A 20,475-nucleotide genomic window follows, 5' to 3' on the forward strand; every position below is an offset into this window, starting at 1 on the left:
GTATTCCCTTCACATCCGATTTTGATCAAATTTGAGGACGGTGACTAAAAGGTTACGTATTTTAGGGGTATGGCAACAAAGCAGTTTCACATTACAAAGTCCACAGGGGAAAAAGTGGATTTTTCCATGGAAAAGCTCAAGAATTCCCTTCAATTCAGTGGAGCTTCGGAAGCATTGGTAGAGGACATTGTACAGCGTGTGCAAGATGAACTTTACCAAGGTATCAGCACCCGCGAAATTTATAACCGGGCCTTTGCTCTTTTAAAGAAAAAGGAGTCGGTCTACGCATCAAAGTACAAACTGAAAAAAGCCATTTACGAACTCGGCCCAACTGGCTTCCCTTTTGAGAAATTTATCAGCGGTATTTTGCATTACTCCGGTTATCAAACCAAAGTAGGAGAAGTGTTGCAAGGCAGTTGTGTGTCCCATGAAATTGATGTTTTGGCCCTAAAAAACGAAACCTTGAACATTATCGAGTGCAAGTTTCACAGTGAGGATGGACTGAAATGCAATGTAAAGATTCCCTTGTATATCCATTCCAGGTACCAAGATGTCAAGTTGCCTTTGGAGTCCCAAAACAACAAGGACTTTAAGGAAACCAAAGGTTGGTTGGCCACCAACACCCGTTTTACGCAAGATGCCCTCGAATATGGGAAATGTGTCGGGCTCTATCTTTTAAGCTGGGATTATCCGCATGGAAACGGCCTAAAGGAGAGAATAGACAGATTGCGATTATACCCCATCACGGTTTCAACATTGTTGTCCAATAGGGAAAAGCAATTTTTGTTGCAACGCGATATGGTACTGTGCAGGCAATTGATAAAGAACAGCTTTTTGCTCGACCATTTGGGGGTTTCCAATGGCAGAAAACAACGGATCCTGAAAGAAATGAAATCACTTTGTAATTCGTAAACGGATGAAAAAACTTCTAATTTATTTTTTAGGTGCTTCGGAAACGGTGACAGGTTCAAAATTTTACCTGCACTCCGAAGAAATCAAAATTTTGGTGGACTGTGGTCTGTTCCAAGGTGTAAAAGAATTGCGAAAACAAAATTGGGAGTCGCTGCCTGTGGATGCTTCGCAAATGGATTATGTGCTGCTTACCCATGGACATTTGGACCATTGCGGATATTTGCCCCTTTTGGTCCGACAAGGATTCAGGGGAAAGATCTTGGGAACTGCCCCCACCTTGGAAATTGCCCGCATCATATTGGAGGACAGTGCCAAAATACAGGAAGAAGAAGCGGAGAGGGCCAATAAAGAAAAATACAGTAAGCATGATCCTGCCCTGCCATTGTACACAAAACAGGATGTTGCTTTTACCTTGAAGTTTTTTGAACAAGTCGAGGAGGGAGAAGAGATTTCCCTTTCGGACCATTGTTCGGTGACATTCTTGTACAATGGGCACATTATTGGTTCTACCTATTTAGATATGGATCTCTATGGTAAACGATTTGTATTTTCAGGTGATGTCGGCCGGCAAAACGATGAATTGCTCAACCCGCCAAAACAACCGGAGTGGGCCGACTATTTGTTTGTGGAAAGCACCTATGGAGATCGGGATCATCCTGAAGAAAATGTAGGGCAGATCTTAATGGAACTCGTAAAAGAGACTTTACATAAGAAGGGTATCTTGATCATTCCTTCCTTTGCGGTGGAACGTTTACAATCCCTAATGTACCAATTGTGGAAGCTTTACAAGAAGAACAAGATACCCAATATTCCCATTTTTGTGGATAGCCCCATGGGAAACAATGTATTGGAAGTATTCAAAGCTTTTCCCAGCTGGCATAAACTGACACCGGAGGAATACAGAAATATGTACAACCATATAAATATAGTAAGCTCCTACGCCGAAACTTGGGAGACTATTGATGACCCCAGATCAAAAATTGTGATTGCAGGTAGCGGAATGGTTACGGGAGGTCGGGTTCTCACGTACATAAAGCAATTGGCGGACTTGGATTCCACTTCCATTTTACTTGTTGGGTTTCAAGCTGAGGAAACAAGGGGAAGAAAGTTGCTCGAAGGAGCAACGGAGCTTAAAATTTACGGAAAATATGTCCCCATTAAAGCCAAAGTCCATCATTTGGAAAGTTTATCTGCTCATGCGGACCAATCGGAACTGTTGAGATGGATGGGATCTATAAAAAATGTTCCTGAAAAAGTGTTTTTGGTACATGGGGAAAAATCCGCCATGGAGGCATACAAGGAAAAAATACAACAAAAATTAGGGTGGCATTGTCATATTCCCAAAATGCACGAGGTGGTTGAGGTAATCTTGTGATGCATCATAATTTCACTCCGTAACTTAAATCACCTGCATCGCCAAGTCCGGGCAGGATATAACCTTTGCTGGTAAGGCCTTCATCAACGGCAGCGATCCAAAGTTGTGTGTCTTTCGGAAAAACCTTTTCAACCTTTGCCACACCAGATTTGGAACCGATTACCGATATAATGTGAATTTGCTTGGGGGTTCCATGGCTTTTAAGGGCATCGAGCACATTTTCCAAAGTCTTTCCTGTGGCCAGCATGGGGTCGGTCAACACCAAAATTTTACCATCCAATGATGGCGCGGCCAAATATTTCACGATTACTTCAAAATCATCATCGTTGTTTGGATGATGGCGATATGCCGAAATAAAGGCATTTTCAGCGCCATCAAAATAGCTTAAAATCCCTTGGTGCAATGGGAGGCCGGCCCGCAGTACCGAACAGAGCACTAAGTTGTCCGAACATAAAAACGAATTTTTAATGCCCAACGGGGTTTTCACTTCGTTTTCTCCATAATCCAGGGTTTTGCTGAGTTCATAGGCTAGAATCTCACCGATACGTTCAATATTGCGTCGAAAACGCATGGCATCTTTCTGGATTTTTACATCCCTGATTTCTGAAATAAAAGTATTCAGGATGGAATTGGTCTGGTCAAACTGATGGATGATCATTATTTGGAAATTGCGTCTTCTTAAAGGTAAATGTTGTTGGGAAGATATAAAAATGAAAAACGTTGGCTAAAAGTGTCAGTTTGGATACTGATAAAGGTCATTGTAAAAAAAGAAGATTTTTAGCGAAATTTGAAAGAGTGATGTGAGGTATTACGAATTCAGATTTCTGTATCGCCTATGGATTTTATTGATTATTACAAAGTATTGGGGGTAGATAAAAAAGCACCTACCGACGAAATTAAAAAAGCATACCGTAAGCTCGCAAGAAAATACCATCCCGATCTAAATCCCAACGACGAGGAGGCGGAGAAAAACTTTAAGCGCGTTAATGAGGCCAACGAAGTACTTTCGGATCCCGAGAAAAGGAAAAAATACGACGAGTACGGAAAAGATTGGCAGCATGCAGAGGAGTTTGAGAAAGCGAAACGGTCAAGAGCTCAACAAAGTCGAGGTGGGGATTATTCAGGCTATACCTACAGCCGCTCTGGAGGGTCTGCTCAAGATTTTTCAGACTTTTTTGAATCGATGTTCGGTGGGGGAGCATCTGGATTTGGCTCAGGAAGGCAAAGGGTTCGTTTTAGGGGGCAGGATTACAATGCCCAGCTCCAATTGTCCTTGATGGATGTGTACACTACCCAAAAACAGACAATCACCGTAAATGGGAAAAATATCCGCTTGACCATTCCCGCTGGTATTGAAGATGGACAGACCATCAAAATTAAAGGATACGGTGGACCGGGAATTGAAGGCGGCCCAGCTGGTGATCTGTACATTACGTTTTCCATTACAAACAATACTACGTTTAAACGCGATGGGGCAAATTTGTACAAAACAGTACAGATACCTTTGGTAAAAGCTGTGCTTGGGGGAGAAATACAGGTGGAGACCCTGACCGGGAAAGTAAAGTTAAAAGTGGCCTCTGGCACGGATAACGGCACCAAAGTGAAACTTAAAGGGAAAGGCTTTCCAAAATACAAGAAGGAAGGCCAATTTGGGGATTTGTACCTCACCTATGCGGTAAAAATACCCAAGAACTTGACACAAGAACAGCAATCGCTTTTTGAATCTTTGGAGAAAACCAACCTAGAATAAAAAGACATGAAACAAGAGAATTACATATCCATTAAAACTTTTTGCGAATGCCATGGGGTTGGGGAATCTTTTGTTTACTCCATGTACGAGTATGAGATTTTACAACTAGCATACGAAGAAGATGAGGGAAAGCTTCATGTTGAGGATTTACCGCTCCTGGAAAAAATGGTGCGCCTGCACAAAGAGTTGGATATAAATCCCGAAGGAATCCAGGCTATCCATCATCTTTTAGGGCAAGTGGAAAGTTTACAGGAAGAAGTGGCCTCGCTTAAAAAGAAGCTGGACACATTCAAGTAAACATCCCATCAATTTTAGATATGACCAAGATCATAGGAGCTGTTGCCTCCCCACCTTACCTTTAAAGGAAAATGCAACAAATGGAGATGGTTCATGCCCTTTTTTAAAAAAGAGAACCATTTTGTCTTAACAATCAAAGTCATGAAAAAAATATTGGTACCTGTCGATTTTTCGAAATATTCGGAATACGCCCTCGAAGTTGCCTCAAAAATTGCAAAACAGCATGGAGCTGGCATTGTGTTGCTCCATATGATCGGTGTGTCAGATTCTGTTTTGGCCAATTCGGAAATCGCAGAGGAAGCCGAGGCCAAATATTATCTAAATCAGGCCAAAGAAAAAATCAAACAGTATACGGAAAAAGAGTATATGAAAGAGATTCCTTTAGAAGCAATTATACAAAATTATAAAGATTTTAAGGAAGTAAACACAGTGGCCCAAGAACAACATTGTGACCTAGTGGTGATGGGCTCACACGGAACAAGTGGTTTTAGTGATCTGTTCGTTGGCTCCAATACCGAAAAGGTGGTGCGCTCTTCGGAATTGCCCGTTTTAGTGATCAAAAAACAACAAAGGGATTTCACCATCAACAAAATGGTGTTGGCCTGTGACCTTAAGAAAGAAAACATACCGATTTATAAAAAGGCGGAAACTTTTGCAGCATTGTTCTCCGCTTCATTGGAAATTGTTTATGTGAACGCCTCAGGCGGAAATTTTATGGGCCGTGATAATGTGGAGAAGAGAATTGAGCTATTTAAAAAAGAATTGAACAAGGAAATTAACGTAAACCTTTATGACCATTATAGTGTGGAGCGCGGAATTCTTGATTATTGTTTTAAGAAAGGTGCTGACTTATTGGTGATTCCAACACATGGCCGCAAAGGGCTGTCCCATTTTGTAGTTGGAAGTTTGGCAGAAAATGTATCCAACCACGCAGAACTACCGGTAATGACCATTAAACTATGATCAATTGTTGAAAAGCAATTGCAAACGCCCCAATACAATGAGCTCCGACTTATTGCTGCCCGAAAAAGAAGCGATAATGGCCCTTGATGTGGACATGGCCAGATTTTTGATCTGGGGGGTAAACAGCACCTTATTGTCGGTATAGAAAGCTTCGAATTCCTCATAAATTTCTTCGCCGTCCTTTTCATATTCCAATAGCCAATCAAAAACGGATACAATTTGAAAAGCGGCATCCGAACCATATTCATCTTCAATATCATCGACCTCTAGCCAATAATCCCGAACCACTTCGTTGAGCTTTTTCATTTCCTGTACATGAATGCTGTGATCTGCCATGGCCATGGCATAGAACAATTTTCCCAAACTTTGATAAAGTTCGTTTCCGAGCTTTTTCTTAGATTCCAACATTTTCTTAAATTTAGTTGTAAAAGTTTAAATATAGTCATGTAAAAGCTTTCCCCCCATGACCAAAATCAGTAAATTCATTTTTCGTTTTGGAAGTATTTGAAAAAAGTAACGTGCTAAGGATGTTATCGGAGGTAATCTCGGAAGGCATCCTTGTTGTTGATGAACAACAAATGATTACTGCCAGCAACACTACCACCGATAAAATGTTCGGTTATCCCGAGGGTGAACTTGTCGGTAAACCAATGCAATTATTGCTTCCCGATAAAGTAAGGAATCACCATACGGGATTGGCCAATAACTTTATGAGTGAGGGCAAGGCCAGGCAGATGGGAAAGGGCAAGGATTTGGTGGGCAAGCGCAAGGATGGCAGTGAATTTCCTTTGGAGATAAGCCTAAACCCGTTCCAATTGCGCCAACGCAAATATGTGTTGGCCCTGATTATGGATATTACCGAGCAAAAGAAGGCCAAAGAGGCAATGGACCACTGGTTCCGAATTTTTGATGAATCCCTTAACGAAATTTATGTTTTTGATGCTGAATCGTTTGTTTTTATAAACGTAAACCGGGGCGCTCAACACAATTTGGGGTATAGTATGGAAGAGCTGGGCCAAATGTCGGTAATGGACATTAAACCAGCACTTACAAAAGATGTATTTCGTAGGCTGGTGTCCCCCTTGCTATTAAAAAGAAAAGAAAAAGTAATTTTTGAAACGATCCATAAACGAAAGGACGGCTCCACGTATCCGGTAGAGGTGCACCTGCAATTATCATTGTTGGGCAAGCAAGAGGTATGCGTGGCCATTGTGCTTGACATTACGGAAAGAAAAAACTATACCCAACAACTGGAAAACAAGGTAGAAGAGCGAACACAACAGTTAAAACAGGCACTCCAAGCAGAGAAAAAACTGAATGAGCTGAAAACGAAGTTTCTTTCCTTGGTCTCGCATGAGTTTAAAACTCCGCTCAGCAGTATTCTTACTTCTACCTCGCTCTTGTCCAAATATATTGAATCCGAACAGCAGGACAAAAGGGACAAGCACATCGGTACCATCAAATCCAAGGTAAAGTATTTGGACAATATCCTTACGGACTTTTTGTCCATAGAACGTTTGGACCTTGGAAAGGTCAACTATTCCATGTCCCCTTTCCCTTTGAGTAAATTGATCAATGAAGTGGTCTACGATTCCAATATGCTCCTAAAGGAAGGGCAGCGAATTCAATATCCCGAGAACATTGATGGGATTGAAGTGGAATTTGACGAAAAAATCTTGGGATTGGCCCTTTCCAACCTTGTGCACAATGCCATAAAATATTCACCGGAAGATTCGACCATTGAGCTTGTGGTAACCAAAGAAAATGGACACCTTTACATTGATATTATTGATCAAGGTTTGGGAATACCTTTGGAGGACCAACCCTTTATCTTTGATAGATACTATAGGGCCAGCAATGTGCTCACCGTACAAGGGACCGGCATTGGCCTCAATATAGTAAGGCAGCACCTGCATAACCTTAACGCCAATGTGACTTTTAAAAGCGAATTGGGCAAAGGTTCAACGTTTACACTGTACATACCCATAAATAACAAGGAAAATGAAAAAAATATTACTGGTTGAGGATGACACCTCGCTACGGGAAAATGTAGCTGAACTGTTGGAATTGTCCGGTTTTAATGTGTGTTCGGCATCAAATGGAAAAATAGCAGTGGACAAGGCTGTTAAAGAACAGCCGGATCTGGTCTTATGTGATATTATGATGCCAGAGATGGACGGTTATGAAGTTTTGGAGCAACTTTCATCAATTGAGACCACCCGTTACATTCCCTTCATCTTTGTTTCCGCTAAAACCGAGAAGCAGGATGTTAGAAGGGGCATGAACCTTGGCGCTGATGATTACTTGACCAAACCTTTTGAAGAGGAGGAACTTTTGTCGGCCATTCAATGCCGGTTGGAAAAGGCCAAAGAAATGGGGGCCGCCCTGGCGGAATACCCCAAAACAACATCACAAGAACAGGAAATTAGATCATTGAACGAACTGAAGAACTTTTTTGATGACCATGGTCAAATTTTTTCCTTTAAAAAAGATGAAACCATTTATGCGAAAGGGGATCACTCCAACATGGTGTACCTGATCTTAAAAGGGGTCGTAAAAAGTTGTGGATTGGACGAAGAAGGAAAAGAACTGATTACATCGGTGTACTCCGAAGACGATTTTTTGGGATTCACCTCTTTAACGGACCACTTGCCATATCAGGAATACGCATTGGCAATGGAAGAAGTGGAATTGGCCGGAATATCCAAAGAAAAAGTGAAGGGCATTTTGGAAGACAACAAAAGTGTTTCCCTAGAGCTTATGGATGTTATAACAGGTGACTTGGCAAACATTAAAAACCAGTTGTTGCAAATGGCCTATAGTTCCGTAAGAAAAAAAACGGCCCAAACACTTTTAATGTTTAGCAGGGCCATTAACAAGGACAAACAGGAACCTTTAAAAATATCCCGAAGCGACTTGGCCGGAGTTGCGGGTATTGCAACGGAAAGTCTCATCAGAACTTTATCGGATTTTAAACACGAAGGCCTTATCACCATAGAAAACAGAAATATTATGGTGTTGGATAAAGAAGCATTGCAGAACGTGAATTAAAAAATATGCGTCATAAATGGCTTAAGTGATATTTATCATTCCTTTTTTTTCTACGAATGATAAACTTGTGCCCATAATTTATGACACATGAAAAATGTTCTTGTTCCGACAGATTTTTCCGAGAACTCCATTCAGGCATTAAAGTATGCCCAAGTACTGTTCAGTTCCATGGAGTGCAATTTTTATTTGCTTTATGTCGGTACGCTGTTGGATACAAAAATAGATGCAGAGTCCTTTCAAGAATCAGGTGGGGCACCCACAGAAAACACAAAGAAAAAATTATTGGACCTGGTTAAGGAATGTAGAAAGCATAGCACTGAGGCAAACCACTTTTTTTTTGCATTGCATGAGTACGGTTTTTTTACTTCTACCATAAAAAAATATATAGCGGAACAGAACATTGACCTGATTGTAATGGGAACCAGGGGAGCTTCGGGAATTAAAGAGAAAATACTGGGAAGCAATGCTGGTGATGTTATTACCAAAGTACAATGCAACACCCTTGTTGTTCCTGCCCAAGTTAAACTGTCCAAACCCAGGGAAATAGCTTTTCCCACAGATTTCAATATTTTTTATTCCCTACGTATTTTACACCCAATGGAAGAAATGGTGGAATTGGGAAAATCCAAGCTTCGGGTCATGAATGCGTTAAAGGAAGGGGACAGTCTAAACAAAGAGCAAGAGAAGAACAAAGAGCACCTTTTGGATTTTATGGAGGATACATTGCCTGGAGCCTACAGTATGCATACCATTACAAACCAAAAGGTTAAACCCGCCATACAATGTTTTATGGAGAGCCGCGAGATCGACATGATCGTGATGGTGGCCAAAAACCTAAACTTTATCCAACAAATCCTCTTTGATTCCATTGTGGAACAAATAAGTTTCCATACAAAAGTTCCATTCTTTGTGATTCACGAATAAACACTGTTTTTAACTGTTCATGAATTCCTTGGGAAGTTAAGAACCTATTTTTATGGCTTTATAATAGTTTGGGTATGTGATGTAGATCATAGTATTTGATCAACACCATAATTAGCTTTGTTAACAGCAGAAAGTTATTTAAATAATGGAATTATGATCAAAGTAGTATTGCCCACCGATTTCTCCGAAAACGCATTCCATGCCATTTCCCACGCGGTGAAATTGTTGGAGAATTCCACCTGTATATTTTATTTGGTACATGCATATACCCCGGCCATTTACAGGGTCGATTATACACTGGGAAGTCCTGGACGATTGGGTTTGCCTGATGATGAAAGATATCGGGCTGAGGAAGCCTTGGAAAACACCAAAAAGAAAATCCAGGCCCAGTTCAATGTATCAAAACACACCTTTGTTGCCCATGCGGCCTTTAATTCGTTGACAGACGAGATTGCATCAATTTCCCAAAAAGAAAAGATAGATTTTATTGTAATGGGAACACAAGGAGCAACCGGTGCCAAGGAGATTCTTTTTGGATCGAACACGGTACATGTGATTCAAAAATCGGACATTCCAATTTTGGCCGTTCCTTCTGGTTTTGAATATGAGCCCCCAAGGAATATTTTGTTCCCCACCGACTATGAAGTGGATTATAAAAAAGTCAATCTGGATTTCCTGCTCAAATTTTCAAGACTATGGCACTCCAAACTGCACATAATGCACGTAACCGCTCCAGAAGGTCTTAGTATTGATCAGACAGACCACAAAACCTATCTGCAAGGTAAGTTACTGGAACATAACCATAAGTTTTACGATTTACCGGACCAAGAATTGATAGAGGCCATTAATGGGTTTCAACAAGAAACCCCGGTGGAAATGCTCGCTATGGTAAAAAACAAACATACGTTCTTGGAACGCCTGTTTGTAGAACCGATAATCAAAAATATAGGTTTCCACAGCAAGGTTCCTTTTTTAGTACTTCCCATCACCCCATAAACAAAAAGCCATGTTACAGATTTTAGTGTCCACAGATTTTTCCAACAACTCCTATAATGCATTGTATTATGCAGCACAGTTGTTCAAGGGCAAGGAATGCATATTTCATATTGTAAATGTGTGCAGTAGCGAGAATGATCCGGATATGGAAAAAGCGAAACTGGATTCAAGCCAAGGGTTGGACGCTTTGGTACACCGTTTGGTCCGAGATGTTGGAGAGAACAAAGAACACAGCTTTAAAAAAGTTTCCCTTTGCTCCGATATGACCAAGGGAGTTGCTGAATATGCCAAATCGAACAAGGTGGACCTTACCGTTATCGGAAATAAGGAACAAGAAGAGATAAAACATATATTGTTCGGGAACAATGCCATGCAACTGGTAAGGGAAATAACCGGTTGTCCCGTGTTGATTGTTCCCTTGGAGATTGATTTTAAAAATGTCGATAAAATCGCATTTACATCCAATTACGCGAGACCAATTGCGGAAAAGAACATTAAAACTCTCCAATTTTTTAGTGGTTTAACAAATAGTGCAATTGTCCCTATGGTGATTGAGGAAAATAAAGATGATCGCACGGCCAGGAAAAATAAGGTCGATTTTCTCAGGGCCATTTCCGAGAACAGTTCAAAAGAGGTTGCTTTACCAGTATTTGATGGCAAGGTGAACACCATTTTGGAATTTGTGGATCTCTGGAGTATAGATATGCTCTGCATGGTGTATTATCCGCATCATTTTTTCTTGGAGTTTATTGGAAAGGGCATTATAAAAGAGCTCAATACAAAATTGAAGGTACCCTTTTTGATTCTGCCGAACAGTTGACCAAAATCATGGTACAACATTTTGAAGTACTGTAATTTTCGCTAAAACAAAAACCACCATGAACAAGAGAATTTTGTTGCCTACGGACTATTCCAAAAATGCATTGAATGCCATTAGGTACGCATTGGAACTATACAGTAATGTGCGATGCGATTTTTATATACTCAATGCCTTTCATATTTCAGGATATACTTTGGACAGTATGAGGGTTCCCGAAATAGGGGAACCTTATTATGAAGCGGCAAAAAAAGAGTCCGAAGAAGGCATGGAACGATTGATGCAAATCATAAAGCTCCATTCTCAAAATAATAAGCACCAATTCCATACCATTACAACCTTCAACAGCTTAAGCGAGGCCATTAAAATTGTAATCGACAAAAAGGACATCGACATTATTGTAATGGGCACCAAAGGGATTACCGAATCCAAAGCCCGCATATTTGGTACCAATACCGTAAATGTGATGGAGCAGGTACGGGAATGCCCCGTTATTGCAGTACCCAACGATTATATGTTTCAAATACCAAGGGAGATTGTTTTTCCCACGGATTATAAAACCCCTTTTAAGAGAAAGGAAATAGGGGATTTAACAGAGCTAGCCAAATTGCACGATGCGAAGATTAACGTGGTGCACATAGATAAGGACAAGGATGGAAAACTCAGCCGAAAAGAAGAGATGAACAAGGAACTGCTGCAAGAAATTTTACAGGGTACAGATTATGAAATGCATTTTTTGCCCGCAGATAAGATCAGTGATGGCATCAACAAGTTTATAGAGGAGAATAATTGCGACATGGTGGCCTTTTTGAACAAAAAACATTTGTTCTTCGGGAGTATCCTTTCAAATCCCCTGGTAAAAAAGATAGGGTTTGATCCCCAAGTGCCCATTTTGGAACTGAACGATAACTAAAAAAGTTGAGATTGTGAAACAAATAGGAATATGGTTGGACAAACTAGAAGCCAACGGAGTAATATTGGACAATGGAAAGGAAAGTCTTTTTAACATTCCTTCGGAGCTGGAATTTTTTAACCCCAAGGGAGGATCACGGTCCAAAACCAGATGGGGTCCGCAAGATGTTATCCAGGATAGCAAATATCTTGAGAGGGAAAAACATCAGTTAAAAAATTATTTTGAAGAGATAGCCGAGCAGATTTCCGATGCGGACCAAATAGCCATTTTTGGACCGGCCGAAGCCCCGGAAAAATTTGTAGAGTCCCTAAAAGACAACCATCCAAAATTGGCCTCGAAGATAAAGACCACCAAAACGGTGGATAGCATGACCAAGAACCAGTTCAAAGCATTGGTAAAACAATCTTTTGGAATGGATGACCGGTATCCGGATGGCACTTAACTAGATCATCAATATGATTTAGATCATTTCACAATAACCGACCAAACCTTACATTCAATAGCAATTTAATAAAGGGCCATAATAATGTTAAGGGAGAGACAAATAGAGCTGATGCACGGAGAATTGCAAAATTGGAAATCCTATTTGCAGTTTATCGAAGGTGAAATGGTCTTTATCCAAGGGCTGTTGGACTCCTATGTATTTGAGCCATGTACTCCCAAACTCTTCGAGCGTCTGGAAACATTCAGAGAACATTTCAAGATTTCCAAGAGGAAAAGAAGATCACTGTCCGAAACCATTAAGAAACATGAAAATGGACTTGGTGGCATTTTTGAATGTGTAGACGATGAATGTGATGACCACTACTACCAAAAGCACCAGGAACTCAATAAGAAAATAACGGATTACATCAAAGCCTACATCAATCTTAAAAAGGAGGTTTATGATTATGCAGGGTCTGTGCTCAAAAAAAAGAAACCATCATACTGACTTGACCATGTTTTTGTAGCGTAAAATACAGTGCTTGTCGGATTGTCAAATATTCATTAATCAGTAAATTAAATAGTTATGTCACTTGTAAAATTGAACGGAAAGCGATTTCCATGGAACGAAAGATTGATTGATTTCTTCAATCGAGATGCATTTGTGGATGATGATTTTTTCAATTTGGAAAAAACCCATCCATCAATGAATGTTAAGGAACACAAAGATGGTTTTGAAATTGAATTTGCCGCACCTGGATTTGAAAAAAAAGATTTCAAGATCACTATAAAAGATGATGTATTGGAAGTTTCTGCACAAAAAGAAAAGGAAGAGACCGAGGAGGAAGAAAACTTCACCCGAAGGGAATTCAACTACAATGCATTTACGAGGACCTTGCAATTGCCCGCTTCGGTTGATCGATCAAAAGAAGTAAAGGCAGTTTACAAAAATGGTATTCTTGGGCTTAAAGTCCTTAAAATGGAAGAAGCCAAGAAAGAACAGAAAAAAATAATAGAGGTAGTATAACCTGAGTTCGCGGTAGATGAACTTTCATCTGCCGCCCAAAAGCATTAAAATGATGGAAACAAAATTAAACAAAAGAAAATTTAGGGAATGGTTTAGTGCGGACGAGCTGCACGAAGAATCAAAAAGGTGGTCCTCTGAATTAAAATTTGCCCGTGATGAACAAAAATTTCTGAATCAAATGGTGAAGGACTATACATTGGACATTATAGATTCCGATATGTTCAAAAGCGTACAACCTGTAGTTGAATCCTTGGACAAATTGGAGAAAGACTTGGTGGATCTCTTCAAAAAAGTGCAATTGCACGAGAATCAACTTCAGATTATGGTAGATGAGGTAAACCAAGAAAAAATGGAGGAGGCCTACTTGGACACGCATAATGATCTGGGCAAGGAGATAGAAGATTACTTTGTAAAATATAGAGACTCCAAAACCAAAATATTCAATATCGTATCCAACGTAATCAAGCGCAAAAAGCAAAAAAGATTGTTGAACTAAGTTTATTTAGAAACAAAGCATATGAAAGTACTGGTGTATAGCGCCAAGGATTTTGAGATAAAAGAACTGAAAAAATCCAATGGTAACAAGCATAATATCAAGTTCGTACCCGATACCCTGAACTCCACAACGGCAGTAATGGCAGCCGGGTACGATGCCATTTCAATTTTTTCAAACGACGAAGCGTCTTTGGTGGTTCTGGAGATTTTAAAGGAGCTGGGGGTAAAATACATTACCCTAAGATCAACGGGCTATAACAATGTCAGTGTTAAGTCCGCCAAACGAATAGGGCTTAAAGTGGCCTATGCTCCAGAGTATTCTCCCCATTCCATAGCAGAGCATGCGGTAGGTCTATTGTTGGCACTAAACCGTAAGTTGATCCAGGCCAATGCCCAAGTGAAACAACACAATTTTTTATTGGATGATTTGGTTGGGTTTGATTTGAACGGAAAAACGGTTGGCATTGTGGGAACGGGTAGAATCGGTTCCATTTTGGTAAAAATATTCCATGCTTTCGGATGCAAGGTGGTAGCCAACGATGTGAAGCGGAACCAATATCTGGAAAATCATTATGATCTTGAGTACCTTCCTTTGGAAGAACTATGCAGAAGATCGGATGTAATCAGTATAAATGTGCCCCTAAATTATGAAACACACCACATTTTTTACGAACCATTGTTCTTGGCAATGAAGCCGGGAGCTTTATTGATCAATACGGCAAGGGGAGGTATCGTAAAAACGGAAGATGTTATAAGCGCATTAAAAGATGGCCATCTTGGAGGTTATGCAACCGATGTTTATGAACATGAAAGAGGTGTGTTCTTTAGGGATAACAGTAAAACAGGATTAAACGATGCGCTTTTACAAGAATTGATCGCATTGCCCAATGTACTTTTAACGCCCCACCAAGCCTTCGCAACCAAAGAAGCCCTTGAAAGAATTGCGGAGACCACCATTTATAACCTCGATTGCTGGGAAGAAGGGAAAATCTGTAAAAACGAATTGGGTTACGAAACCATCTCGTTATAACAGAGGGCTCAACAATTTGGCAAAGCCTTGTGCCAATTTTTTAATCCAAGGTCTCTTTTTGTATTTTTCATAATCTGTTAGGACAGTGGATTTTTCGCAATCCTTTAAAAAATCAGATTTCATGCGTTTGCACAGGGCGGGGTCATAAACAAAGACTTGTGCCTCATAATTTTGCTGTAGGCTCCTGTTATCGAGATTTGCCGTACCAATACTGGCAATCTCATCATCGCACAGCATAACTTTACTGTGCAAAAAACCATCATCGTACAAATATATCTTGATTCCGGCCTTAAGGTACGACTCGTAATAGGCCCTAACGCACCAGTCCACAAGTTTAATATCCGTACTGGACGACATTAAAATTCTCACATCGACCCCGCTTAATGCTGCGGTAATAAGAGCTTGTAAAATGGCATGGTTTGGAATGATGTACGGATTAACGATGTAAAGGTATTTCTCGGCACTATTGATGATGGAAAAAAAGGCCTGCTCCATTACATCAAAATCATCATCAGGGCCACTGGGAACTATTTGTAGCGAAGTACCTTTCTGGGGAGCCTTGTGCACCTTGAATGCAGCTATATCCACTTTATTTTCACTAGCAAGATACCAATCGCCTACAAAAACTCTGTTCAAATAATCAACAGCCTCACCTTCAATCCTCAAATGGGTGTCGTGCCATTTGCCCAATGCAGGATCCCCTTTCAGGTACTTATCCGAAATATTGATACCGCCTGTAAAACCGACCTTATTGTCGATTACAATAATTTTTCTGTGGTTTCGGTAATTCAACGCGCTAAGGAACCTACCAAATTTAAAAGGAAGAAATTGGGCGGTTTCCACCCCGATTTGCTTTAACCTTTTAAGGTATTTTTTACTCAAGGAGTAACTGCCAATCCCATCATACAACAATCGCACAGTAACATTTTCAGCTACTTTTCTTTCAAAGACCTCCAATAGCTTATCGGCCAAAATCCCGTCTTCAAAAATGTAATATTGTAGGTGAATGTGTTCTTTGGCTTCTTCCAGCGCCTCAAATATACTTTCAAAGGTATTCTTCCCATCTTTTAGCAATTCAAGTTCGTTAAGGCACGTAACCGGGCATTTTGAAGTATTGTTGATCAAGGAGGTTATTTTTTGTTTGTTGGCGGATAATTCTGAATGGCATTGGGCATTTTCCAATTCATCCAAAGGATTAAACTGATTTTTTAAAGAAAACATTTTAATTTTCCTTCTGTTTCTGCCGAACAAAATATAGAGGAGAGCGCCGGCCACGGGAATGGTAAAAATGGCCAACAACCAGGCCAAGGTCTTGCTGGGCCTAACCCCGTTCAAAAGCAGGCTAACAACCATCAAAAGGGCAATTATAATATAAAGTCCTATGAGAATGGGTATGAGCATTAATTGTATTGATTCATTAAAATTCATTGACAAGTTAATCAAACTATTTGGGCGATTGAACGCTTCTTTTTAACTAATGGTTTCAATATTTTGAAACGTTTGAAGGATTGACTGTTAAATAAAAATCAATAAAACTGTAACAAATAAGAGGAAAAGGATACCAAAAAGGGGTGAAGGTTGCATTTTATTAAAGAATAATGGTCAACTGTGATATAAATAAAAAATGACAGTGCTTAGATAAGTATTGGAAAATTAAGGTTTCACCTCTTGTATTTTAGGTTAAAATTAACATAAAACTAGAGGAACACTACTTAATTTTAAAACCTATGGGTTCGTACAGACCAATTTTAACATATACCCACCTATTTTAATTAAAAGTAAATCAAACAACTAACTTATGAAAAGAAGAGATTTTGTACAGTACGCTGGTATGGGTGCAGGAGCAATGATGATGCCCTCGCTTCTTTTGGGGAACGATATTCCTGCAGAAGCGCTACTCGAACCAGGTATGGATACCGTACTTAAAAAGAAAATGGCAGATGTTGCCCTAAATACGGCAAAGTCCATGGGGGCCACCTATGCAGATGCCAGAATAGGGAGATATTTGAACCAATATGTTTTTACTAGGGAAGATAAAGTTCAGAACGTGGTGAATACAGAATCGTTCGGAATTGGGATTAGGGTTATAGCCAACGGAACTTGGGGCTTTTCCTCGACCAATGATGTAACCGAGGACGGTATAAAAAAGGCTACCCAACATGCTGTTTCCATTGCCAAGGCCAATTCCAAGATTCAAAAGGAACCCGTAGTATTGGCTCCAGTTGAGTCGCATGGCGAAGTTTCTTGGAAAACTCCCATAAAAAAGGACTTTAAAGAAGTACCCATCTCCGAAAAAGTTGATTTGCTTTTGAATGCAAATGCGGCTGCCATGGAAAATGGCGCCAACTTTGTAAATTCCGCCCTTTTTATGGTGAACGAGCAAAAGTATTTTGCCTCTACCGATGGATCATACATTGATCAAGACGTACATCGTATTTGGCCAACCTTTAATGTTACGGCCATTGACCGTGCAGCAGGTAAATTCAAGAGCCGTCAGGCATTGAGCGCACCAATGGGTATGGGCTACGAGTACATGGACGGCCTGGAATCGGAAAAACTCTCCGGACCAGAAGGCATCACCTTATACAACAGAAGCTACGATATTATAGAGGACGCCACTATGGCGGCCAAGCAGGCCAAACAAAAATTAACGGCAAAATCGGTTGAAGCCGGTAAGTACGATTTGGTTTTGGAACCAAACCACCTTGGATTGACCATTCACGAATCTGTAGGCCACCCGTTGGAATTGGATCGTGTACTGGGTTACGAGGCCAACTACGCAGGTACCAGTTTTGCTACATTGGACAAATGGAAATCAAAAGACTTTAATTACGGAAGCAACATCGTAAACTTGGTTGCGGACAAGACCCAAGTAGGATCTTTAGGCGCCGTAGGTTATGATGATGAGGGCGTAAAAACCAAAAAATGGGATTTGGTCAGAAACGGAACCTTGGTGAACTATCAGGCCATTCGCGACCAGGTGCATATGATCGATCAAAACGAATCGCACGGATGCTGCTACGCCCAAAGTTGGGAAGATGTGCAGTTCCAACGTATGCCCAATGTTTCCTTGGAACCGGGTACCGAAAAATATTCCTTGCAGGATATGATTAAGGATGTGGACAAAGGCATCTACATTTTGGGCCGTGGTTCGTACTCCATCGACCAACAACGTTACAACTTCCAGTTTGGAGGAACCTTGTTCTACGAAATCAAGGACGGTGAGATTGTAGGTATGCTCGATGATGTAGCTTATCAATCCAATACCCAGGAATTCTGGAATTCTTGCGTCAAAATTTGTGATAAGGACGATTACAGATTGTTTGGTTCCTTCTTCGATGGAAAAGGGCAGCCTTCACAGGTAAGTGCCGTTTCACACGGTAGCTCCACGTCAAGATTCAACGGAGTCAATGTAATTAACACAGGTAGGACCATTTAAGGTTTATTCAAATTAAATAATAAGACAATGGCTATATATACAAAAGAAGAAGCAAAAAAGATTTTGGAAAAGGCGTTGAGTTTTTCCAAGGCCGATGCCTGCGAAATAAACCTAAGTGGAAGTAACAGCGGTAATATCCGATATGCAAGAAATACCGTATCCACTGCCGGATATAGATCAACACAAAGTTTGGCGGTACAATCAAGTTTTGGTAAAAAAGTAGGTACAGCCACCATCGATGAGTTTGATGATGCATCGTTGGAAAAAGTGGTGAGAAGGGCTGAAGAATTGGCCCGATTGTCACCGGAAAACCCTGAGTTTATGTCTCCTTTGGGACCACAGGAATATGATGAAGCGATTACATATAAGGAAGCTACCGCCAATGTAACACCAGAGTACAGGGCAGAGGTCGCCAATAAAAGCATTGTTCCCGCAGCGGCCAAAGATGTGACCGCAGCAGGTTTCTTGGACGATTCTGCCCAGTTTTCGGCCATGATCAATTCCAACGGACTGTTTGCTTACAATCAATCTACCGATGTGGACTTTACAGTAACCATGCGTACCAACGACGGTACAGGATCAGGCTGGGTGACCAGGGATTACAACGACATCTCCAAGTTTGATGCGGACGAAGCATCAAAAACGGCGATAGACAAAGCAGTAATGTCCAGAGAAGCCCAAGCCATAGAACCTGGAAAGTACACGGTAATTTTGGAACCGGCAGCATCGATTGGCCTATTGGAAAATATGTTCCGATCTTTTGATGCACGATCTGCCGATGAGGGTAGAAGTTTTATGTCCGCAAAAGAAGGGGGTAATAAAATTGGGCAAAAAATAGTGGACGAACGTGTTAATATTTGGTCAGATCCCTTACATCCCGATGTACCGACCTCCACTTGGAACGGAGCAGGGCAACCTTTAAAGAAAACCAGTTGGATAGAAAATGGTGTGGTGAAGAACCTGGCCTACAGCCGTTACTGGGCAGAAAAGCAAGGCGTAGACCCCGTGCCATTCCCAAGTAATGGAATAATGGAAGGTGGGGACGAAAGCCTTGAGGATATGATCAAGGGCACCAAAAAGGGTATTTTGGTGACTCGTTTTTGGTACATTAGAAGTGTGGACCCACAGACCTTATTGTACACTGGTTTGACCAGGGACGGTACTTTTTATATTGAAAACGGGGAAATCAAGTTTCCTGTCAAAAATTTTAGGTTCAACGAGAGCCCGATTATTATGTTGAATAATTTGGAATCCCTTGGACAACAAGTACGTGTCGATGGAAACTTAATACCTTATATGAAGATTCGTGACTTTACGTTCACCAGTCTTTCGGATGCGGTATAATTACTAAGAATTAAAACAAACTGGTGGTCAGGTTATCCTTGACCGCCAGTTTTTTATTTTGGCAACGATTTTAGCCTACCACCTAAATGGCATTGGACAACGAATTCTTTTTTACACGATTGCAGTATGAGTCAGGGGATTGGGATGTGGATCAGCGTATGCCCTCCAATTTACTGAATTCCCTGGTCGAGTACACCACCTTAAAGGTGGATACTCAGGAGAAGATTATCACCCTTGCCAGCGACGATATTTTTAAAAGCCCATTCTGTTATATCTCGGGCCATAAATTGGTCCAGTTTACCAAAAAGGAACGCGAAAATTTTGAAAAATACGTGCGCAACGGTGGTTTTGTTTTTGCTGATGACTGTAACCACGATATTGATGGTCTTTTTGCCAAATCGTTCGAACTCCAAATGGAAGAAATATTCGGTCCGGGTGAACTTCGAAAAATTCCCAATGACCACGAAATCTATACCATTTTCTTTGAGTTTGATGATGGCCCTCCCACCACATCCCAAGAACTTAATGGTTGGGGAGATGACCTAGTGCACGATTACCTTAAGGCCATCATAATAAATGGAAGGATCGGTGTGCTATACAGCAACAAGGACTATGGCTGCGAATGGGATTACGATTTTAGAAACAAACGCTGGTACAAAATAGACAATACCCGATTTGGGGTGAATATTGTACTATATGCTTTAACCTCTTAACGATAC

The 20,475-nt window shown here is 40.7% G+C and carries 22 protein-coding genes; 19 read left to right on the forward strand and 3 right to left on the reverse strand.

Going from position 1 to position 20,475, the window contains the following annotated elements; genetic code table 11:
* Positions 1-69 precede the first annotated feature (69 nt).
* Together VM932_RS13135 and VM932_RS13140 are read left to right on the forward strand one after the other, a co-directional pair.
* A complete protein-coding gene (locus tag VM932_RS13135) occupies positions 70-912 on the forward strand; it encodes an ATP cone domain-containing protein (protein ID WP_326279211.1) in 843 nt (280 codons plus the stop codon).
* Positions 913-916: 4 nt separating this feature from the next.
* Entirely contained in the window at positions 917-2,287 is a 1,371-nt protein-coding gene (locus VM932_RS13140; protein ID WP_326279212.1) for an MBL fold metallo-hydrolase, read from the forward strand.
* A gap of 4 nt (positions 2,288-2,291) precedes the next feature.
* Here VM932_RS13140 and upp read toward each other — a convergent pair whose 3' ends face one another.
* The gene (gene upp, locus VM932_RS13145) at positions 2,292-2,945 is read right to left on the reverse strand and encodes a uracil phosphoribosyltransferase (RefSeq protein ID WP_326279213.1); all 654 of its coding nucleotides are present in this window, start codon (positions 2,943-2,945) and stop codon (positions 2,292-2,294) included.
* Positions 2,946-3,122: 177 nt separating this feature from the next.
* On the opposite strand from upp, the gene VM932_RS13150 reads away from it, so the two are divergent.
* The 3 genes from VM932_RS13150 to VM932_RS13160 all read left to right on the forward strand — a co-directional run bounded on the left by VM932_RS13150 (position 3,123) and on the right by VM932_RS13160 (position 5,297).
* Positions 3,123-4,037: a J domain-containing protein gene (locus VM932_RS13150; protein WP_326279214.1), complete on the forward strand. Its 915-nt coding sequence runs from the start codon at positions 3,123-3,125 to the stop codon at positions 4,035-4,037.
* 6 nt (positions 4,038-4,043) lie between these two features.
* Positions 4,044-4,334: a chaperone modulator CbpM gene (locus VM932_RS13155; RefSeq protein WP_326279215.1), complete on the forward strand. Its 291-nt coding sequence runs from the start codon at positions 4,044-4,046 to the stop codon at positions 4,332-4,334.
* A gap of 141 nt (positions 4,335-4,475) precedes the next feature.
* The gene (locus tag VM932_RS13160) at positions 4,476-5,297 is read left to right on the forward strand and encodes a universal stress protein (RefSeq protein ID WP_326279216.1); all 822 of its coding nucleotides are present in this window, start codon (positions 4,476-4,478) and stop codon (positions 5,295-5,297) included.
* Here VM932_RS13160 and VM932_RS13165 read toward each other — a convergent pair whose 3' ends face one another.
* Positions 5,298-5,705 (reverse strand): hypothetical protein, encoded by a 408-nt coding sequence (locus tag VM932_RS13165; RefSeq protein ID WP_326279217.1) that lies wholly within the window; start codon positions 5,703-5,705, stop codon positions 5,298-5,300.
* 119 nt (positions 5,706-5,824) lie between these two features.
* Between VM932_RS13165 and VM932_RS13170 the strand changes: the two genes are divergently transcribed.
* The 11 genes from VM932_RS13170 (at position 5,825) to VM932_RS13220 (ending at position 14,973) form a co-directional block, all read left to right on the forward strand.
* On the forward strand, positions 5,825-7,321 hold the full coding sequence (locus tag VM932_RS13170) for a sensor histidine kinase (protein ID WP_326279249.1): 1,497 nt from the start codon (positions 5,825-5,827) through the stop codon (positions 7,319-7,321).
* Positions 7,299-8,348 (forward strand): response regulator, encoded by a 1,050-nt coding sequence (locus VM932_RS13175; RefSeq protein WP_326279218.1) that lies wholly within the window; start codon positions 7,299-7,301, stop codon positions 8,346-8,348. The genes VM932_RS13170 and VM932_RS13175 overlap by 23 nt, the downstream gene beginning before the upstream one ends.
* 87 nt (positions 8,349-8,435) lie before the next feature.
* A complete protein-coding gene (locus VM932_RS13180; RefSeq protein ID WP_326279219.1) occupies positions 8,436-9,272 on the forward strand; it encodes a universal stress protein in 837 nt (278 codons plus the stop codon).
* A 153-nt stretch (positions 9,273-9,425) separates the two neighbouring features.
* A complete protein-coding gene (locus VM932_RS13185) occupies positions 9,426-10,268 on the forward strand; it encodes a universal stress protein (RefSeq protein ID WP_326279220.1) in 843 nt (280 codons plus the stop codon).
* 10 nt (positions 10,269-10,278) lie between these two features.
* Positions 10,279-11,088 carry a universal stress protein gene (locus VM932_RS13190; RefSeq protein ID WP_326279221.1) on the forward strand — a complete coding sequence of 270 codons (810 nt, stop codon included), beginning with the start codon at positions 10,279-10,281 and terminating at the stop codon, positions 11,086-11,088.
* A gap of 58 nt (positions 11,089-11,146) precedes the next feature.
* On the forward strand, positions 11,147-11,998 hold the full coding sequence (locus VM932_RS13195; protein ID WP_326279222.1) for a universal stress protein: 852 nt from the start codon (positions 11,147-11,149) through the stop codon (positions 11,996-11,998).
* A 13-nt stretch (positions 11,999-12,011) separates the two neighbouring features.
* Positions 12,012-12,440 (forward strand): hypothetical protein, encoded by a 429-nt coding sequence (locus VM932_RS13200; RefSeq protein ID WP_326279223.1) that lies wholly within the window; start codon positions 12,012-12,014, stop codon positions 12,438-12,440.
* A gap of 84 nt (positions 12,441-12,524) precedes the next feature.
* The gene (locus VM932_RS13205; RefSeq protein ID WP_326279224.1) at positions 12,525-12,929 is read left to right on the forward strand and encodes a hypothetical protein; all 405 of its coding nucleotides are present in this window, start codon (positions 12,525-12,527) and stop codon (positions 12,927-12,929) included.
* A gap of 78 nt (positions 12,930-13,007) precedes the next feature.
* Entirely contained in the window at positions 13,008-13,448 is a 441-nt protein-coding gene (locus VM932_RS13210) for an Hsp20/alpha crystallin family protein (RefSeq protein WP_326279225.1), read from the forward strand.
* A gap of 49 nt (positions 13,449-13,497) precedes the next feature.
* Entirely contained in the window at positions 13,498-13,944 is a 447-nt protein-coding gene (locus VM932_RS13215; protein ID WP_326279226.1) for a hypothetical protein, read from the forward strand.
* A gap of 21 nt (positions 13,945-13,965) precedes the next feature.
* Positions 13,966-14,973: a 2-hydroxyacid dehydrogenase gene (locus tag VM932_RS13220; protein ID WP_326279228.1), complete on the forward strand. Its 1,008-nt coding sequence runs from the start codon at positions 13,966-13,968 to the stop codon at positions 14,971-14,973.
* On the opposite strand, the gene cls is transcribed toward VM932_RS13220, so the two are convergent.
* Positions 14,968-16,374 (reverse strand): cardiolipin synthase, encoded by a 1,407-nt coding sequence (gene cls / locus VM932_RS13225; protein ID WP_326279229.1) that lies wholly within the window; start codon positions 16,372-16,374, stop codon positions 14,968-14,970. The genes VM932_RS13220 and cls overlap by 6 nt on opposite strands.
* A 397-nt stretch (positions 16,375-16,771) precedes the next feature.
* Between cls and VM932_RS13230 the strand changes: the two genes are divergently transcribed.
* From VM932_RS13230 to VM932_RS13240, 3 genes are all read left to right on the forward strand, one after another.
* The gene (locus tag VM932_RS13230; protein ID WP_293162457.1) at positions 16,772-18,412 is read left to right on the forward strand and encodes a TldD/PmbA family protein; all 1,641 of its coding nucleotides are present in this window, start codon (positions 16,772-16,774) and stop codon (positions 18,410-18,412) included.
* 27 nt (positions 18,413-18,439) lie between these two features.
* Entirely contained in the window at positions 18,440-19,756 is a 1,317-nt protein-coding gene (locus tag VM932_RS13235) for a TldD/PmbA family protein (protein ID WP_326279231.1), read from the forward strand.
* Between the two features lie 92 nt (positions 19,757-19,848).
* Positions 19,849-20,469, forward strand: coding sequence for a DUF4159 domain-containing protein (locus tag VM932_RS13240; RefSeq protein WP_326279250.1), 621 nt, complete (start codon positions 19,849-19,851; stop codon positions 20,467-20,469).
* Positions 20,470-20,475 lie beyond the last annotated feature (6 nt).

Source organism: Flagellimonas halotolerans, from assembly GCF_035818535.1.
Taxonomy (GTDB): Bacteria; Bacteroidota; Bacteroidia; order Flavobacteriales; family Flavobacteriaceae; genus Flagellimonas; species Flagellimonas halotolerans.

Excerpts from the sequence above, each read along its gene's own strand:
- VM932_RS13175 (WP_326279218.1), top strand. The coding sequence starts at position 7,299 with ATGAAAAAAATATTACTGGTTGAGGATGACACCTCGCTACGGGAAAAT.
- upp (WP_326279213.1), bottom strand. The coding sequence starts at position 2,945 with ATGATCATCCATCAGTTTGACCAGACCAATTCCATCCTGAATACTTTT.
- VM932_RS13210 (WP_326279225.1), top strand. The coding sequence starts at position 13,008 with ATGTCACTTGTAAAATTGAACGGAAAGCGATTTCCATGGAACGAAAGA.
- VM932_RS13180 (WP_326279219.1), top strand. The coding sequence starts at position 8,436 with ATGAAAAATGTTCTTGTTCCGACAGATTTTTCCGAGAACTCCATTCAG.
- VM932_RS13185 (WP_326279220.1), top strand. The coding sequence starts at position 9,426 with ATGATCAAAGTAGTATTGCCCACCGATTTCTCCGAAAACGCATTCCAT.
- VM932_RS13150 (WP_326279214.1), top strand. The coding sequence starts at position 3,123 with ATGGATTTTATTGATTATTACAAAGTATTGGGGGTAGATAAAAAAGCA.
- VM932_RS13195 (WP_326279222.1), top strand. The coding sequence starts at position 11,147 with ATGAACAAGAGAATTTTGTTGCCTACGGACTATTCCAAAAATGCATTG.
- VM932_RS13215 (WP_326279226.1), top strand. The coding sequence starts at position 13,498 with ATGATGGAAACAAAATTAAACAAAAGAAAATTTAGGGAATGGTTTAGT.
- cls (WP_326279229.1), bottom strand. The coding sequence starts at position 16,374 with ATGCTCATACCCATTCTCATAGGACTTTATATTATAATTGCCCTTTTG.
- VM932_RS13160 (WP_326279216.1), top strand. The coding sequence starts at position 4,476 with ATGAAAAAAATATTGGTACCTGTCGATTTTTCGAAATATTCGGAATAC.
- VM932_RS13165 (WP_326279217.1), bottom strand. The coding sequence starts at position 5,705 with ATGTTGGAATCTAAGAAAAAGCTCGGAAACGAACTTTATCAAAGTTTG.
- VM932_RS13220 (WP_326279228.1), top strand. The coding sequence starts at position 13,966 with ATGAAAGTACTGGTGTATAGCGCCAAGGATTTTGAGATAAAAGAACTG.
- VM932_RS13155 (WP_326279215.1), top strand. The coding sequence starts at position 4,044 with ATGAAACAAGAGAATTACATATCCATTAAAACTTTTTGCGAATGCCAT.
- VM932_RS13170 (WP_326279249.1), top strand. The coding sequence starts at position 5,825 with ATGTTATCGGAGGTAATCTCGGAAGGCATCCTTGTTGTTGATGAACAA.
- VM932_RS13135 (WP_326279211.1), top strand. The coding sequence starts at position 70 with ATGGCAACAAAGCAGTTTCACATTACAAAGTCCACAGGGGAAAAAGTG.
- VM932_RS13230 (WP_293162457.1), top strand. The coding sequence starts at position 16,772 with ATGAAAAGAAGAGATTTTGTACAGTACGCTGGTATGGGTGCAGGAGCA.
- VM932_RS13235 (WP_326279231.1), top strand. The coding sequence starts at position 18,440 with ATGGCTATATATACAAAAGAAGAAGCAAAAAAGATTTTGGAAAAGGCG.
- VM932_RS13190 (WP_326279221.1), top strand. The coding sequence starts at position 10,279 with ATGTTACAGATTTTAGTGTCCACAGATTTTTCCAACAACTCCTATAAT.
- VM932_RS13205 (WP_326279224.1), top strand. The coding sequence starts at position 12,525 with ATGTTAAGGGAGAGACAAATAGAGCTGATGCACGGAGAATTGCAAAAT.
- VM932_RS13140 (WP_326279212.1), top strand. The coding sequence starts at position 917 with ATGAAAAAACTTCTAATTTATTTTTTAGGTGCTTCGGAAACGGTGACA.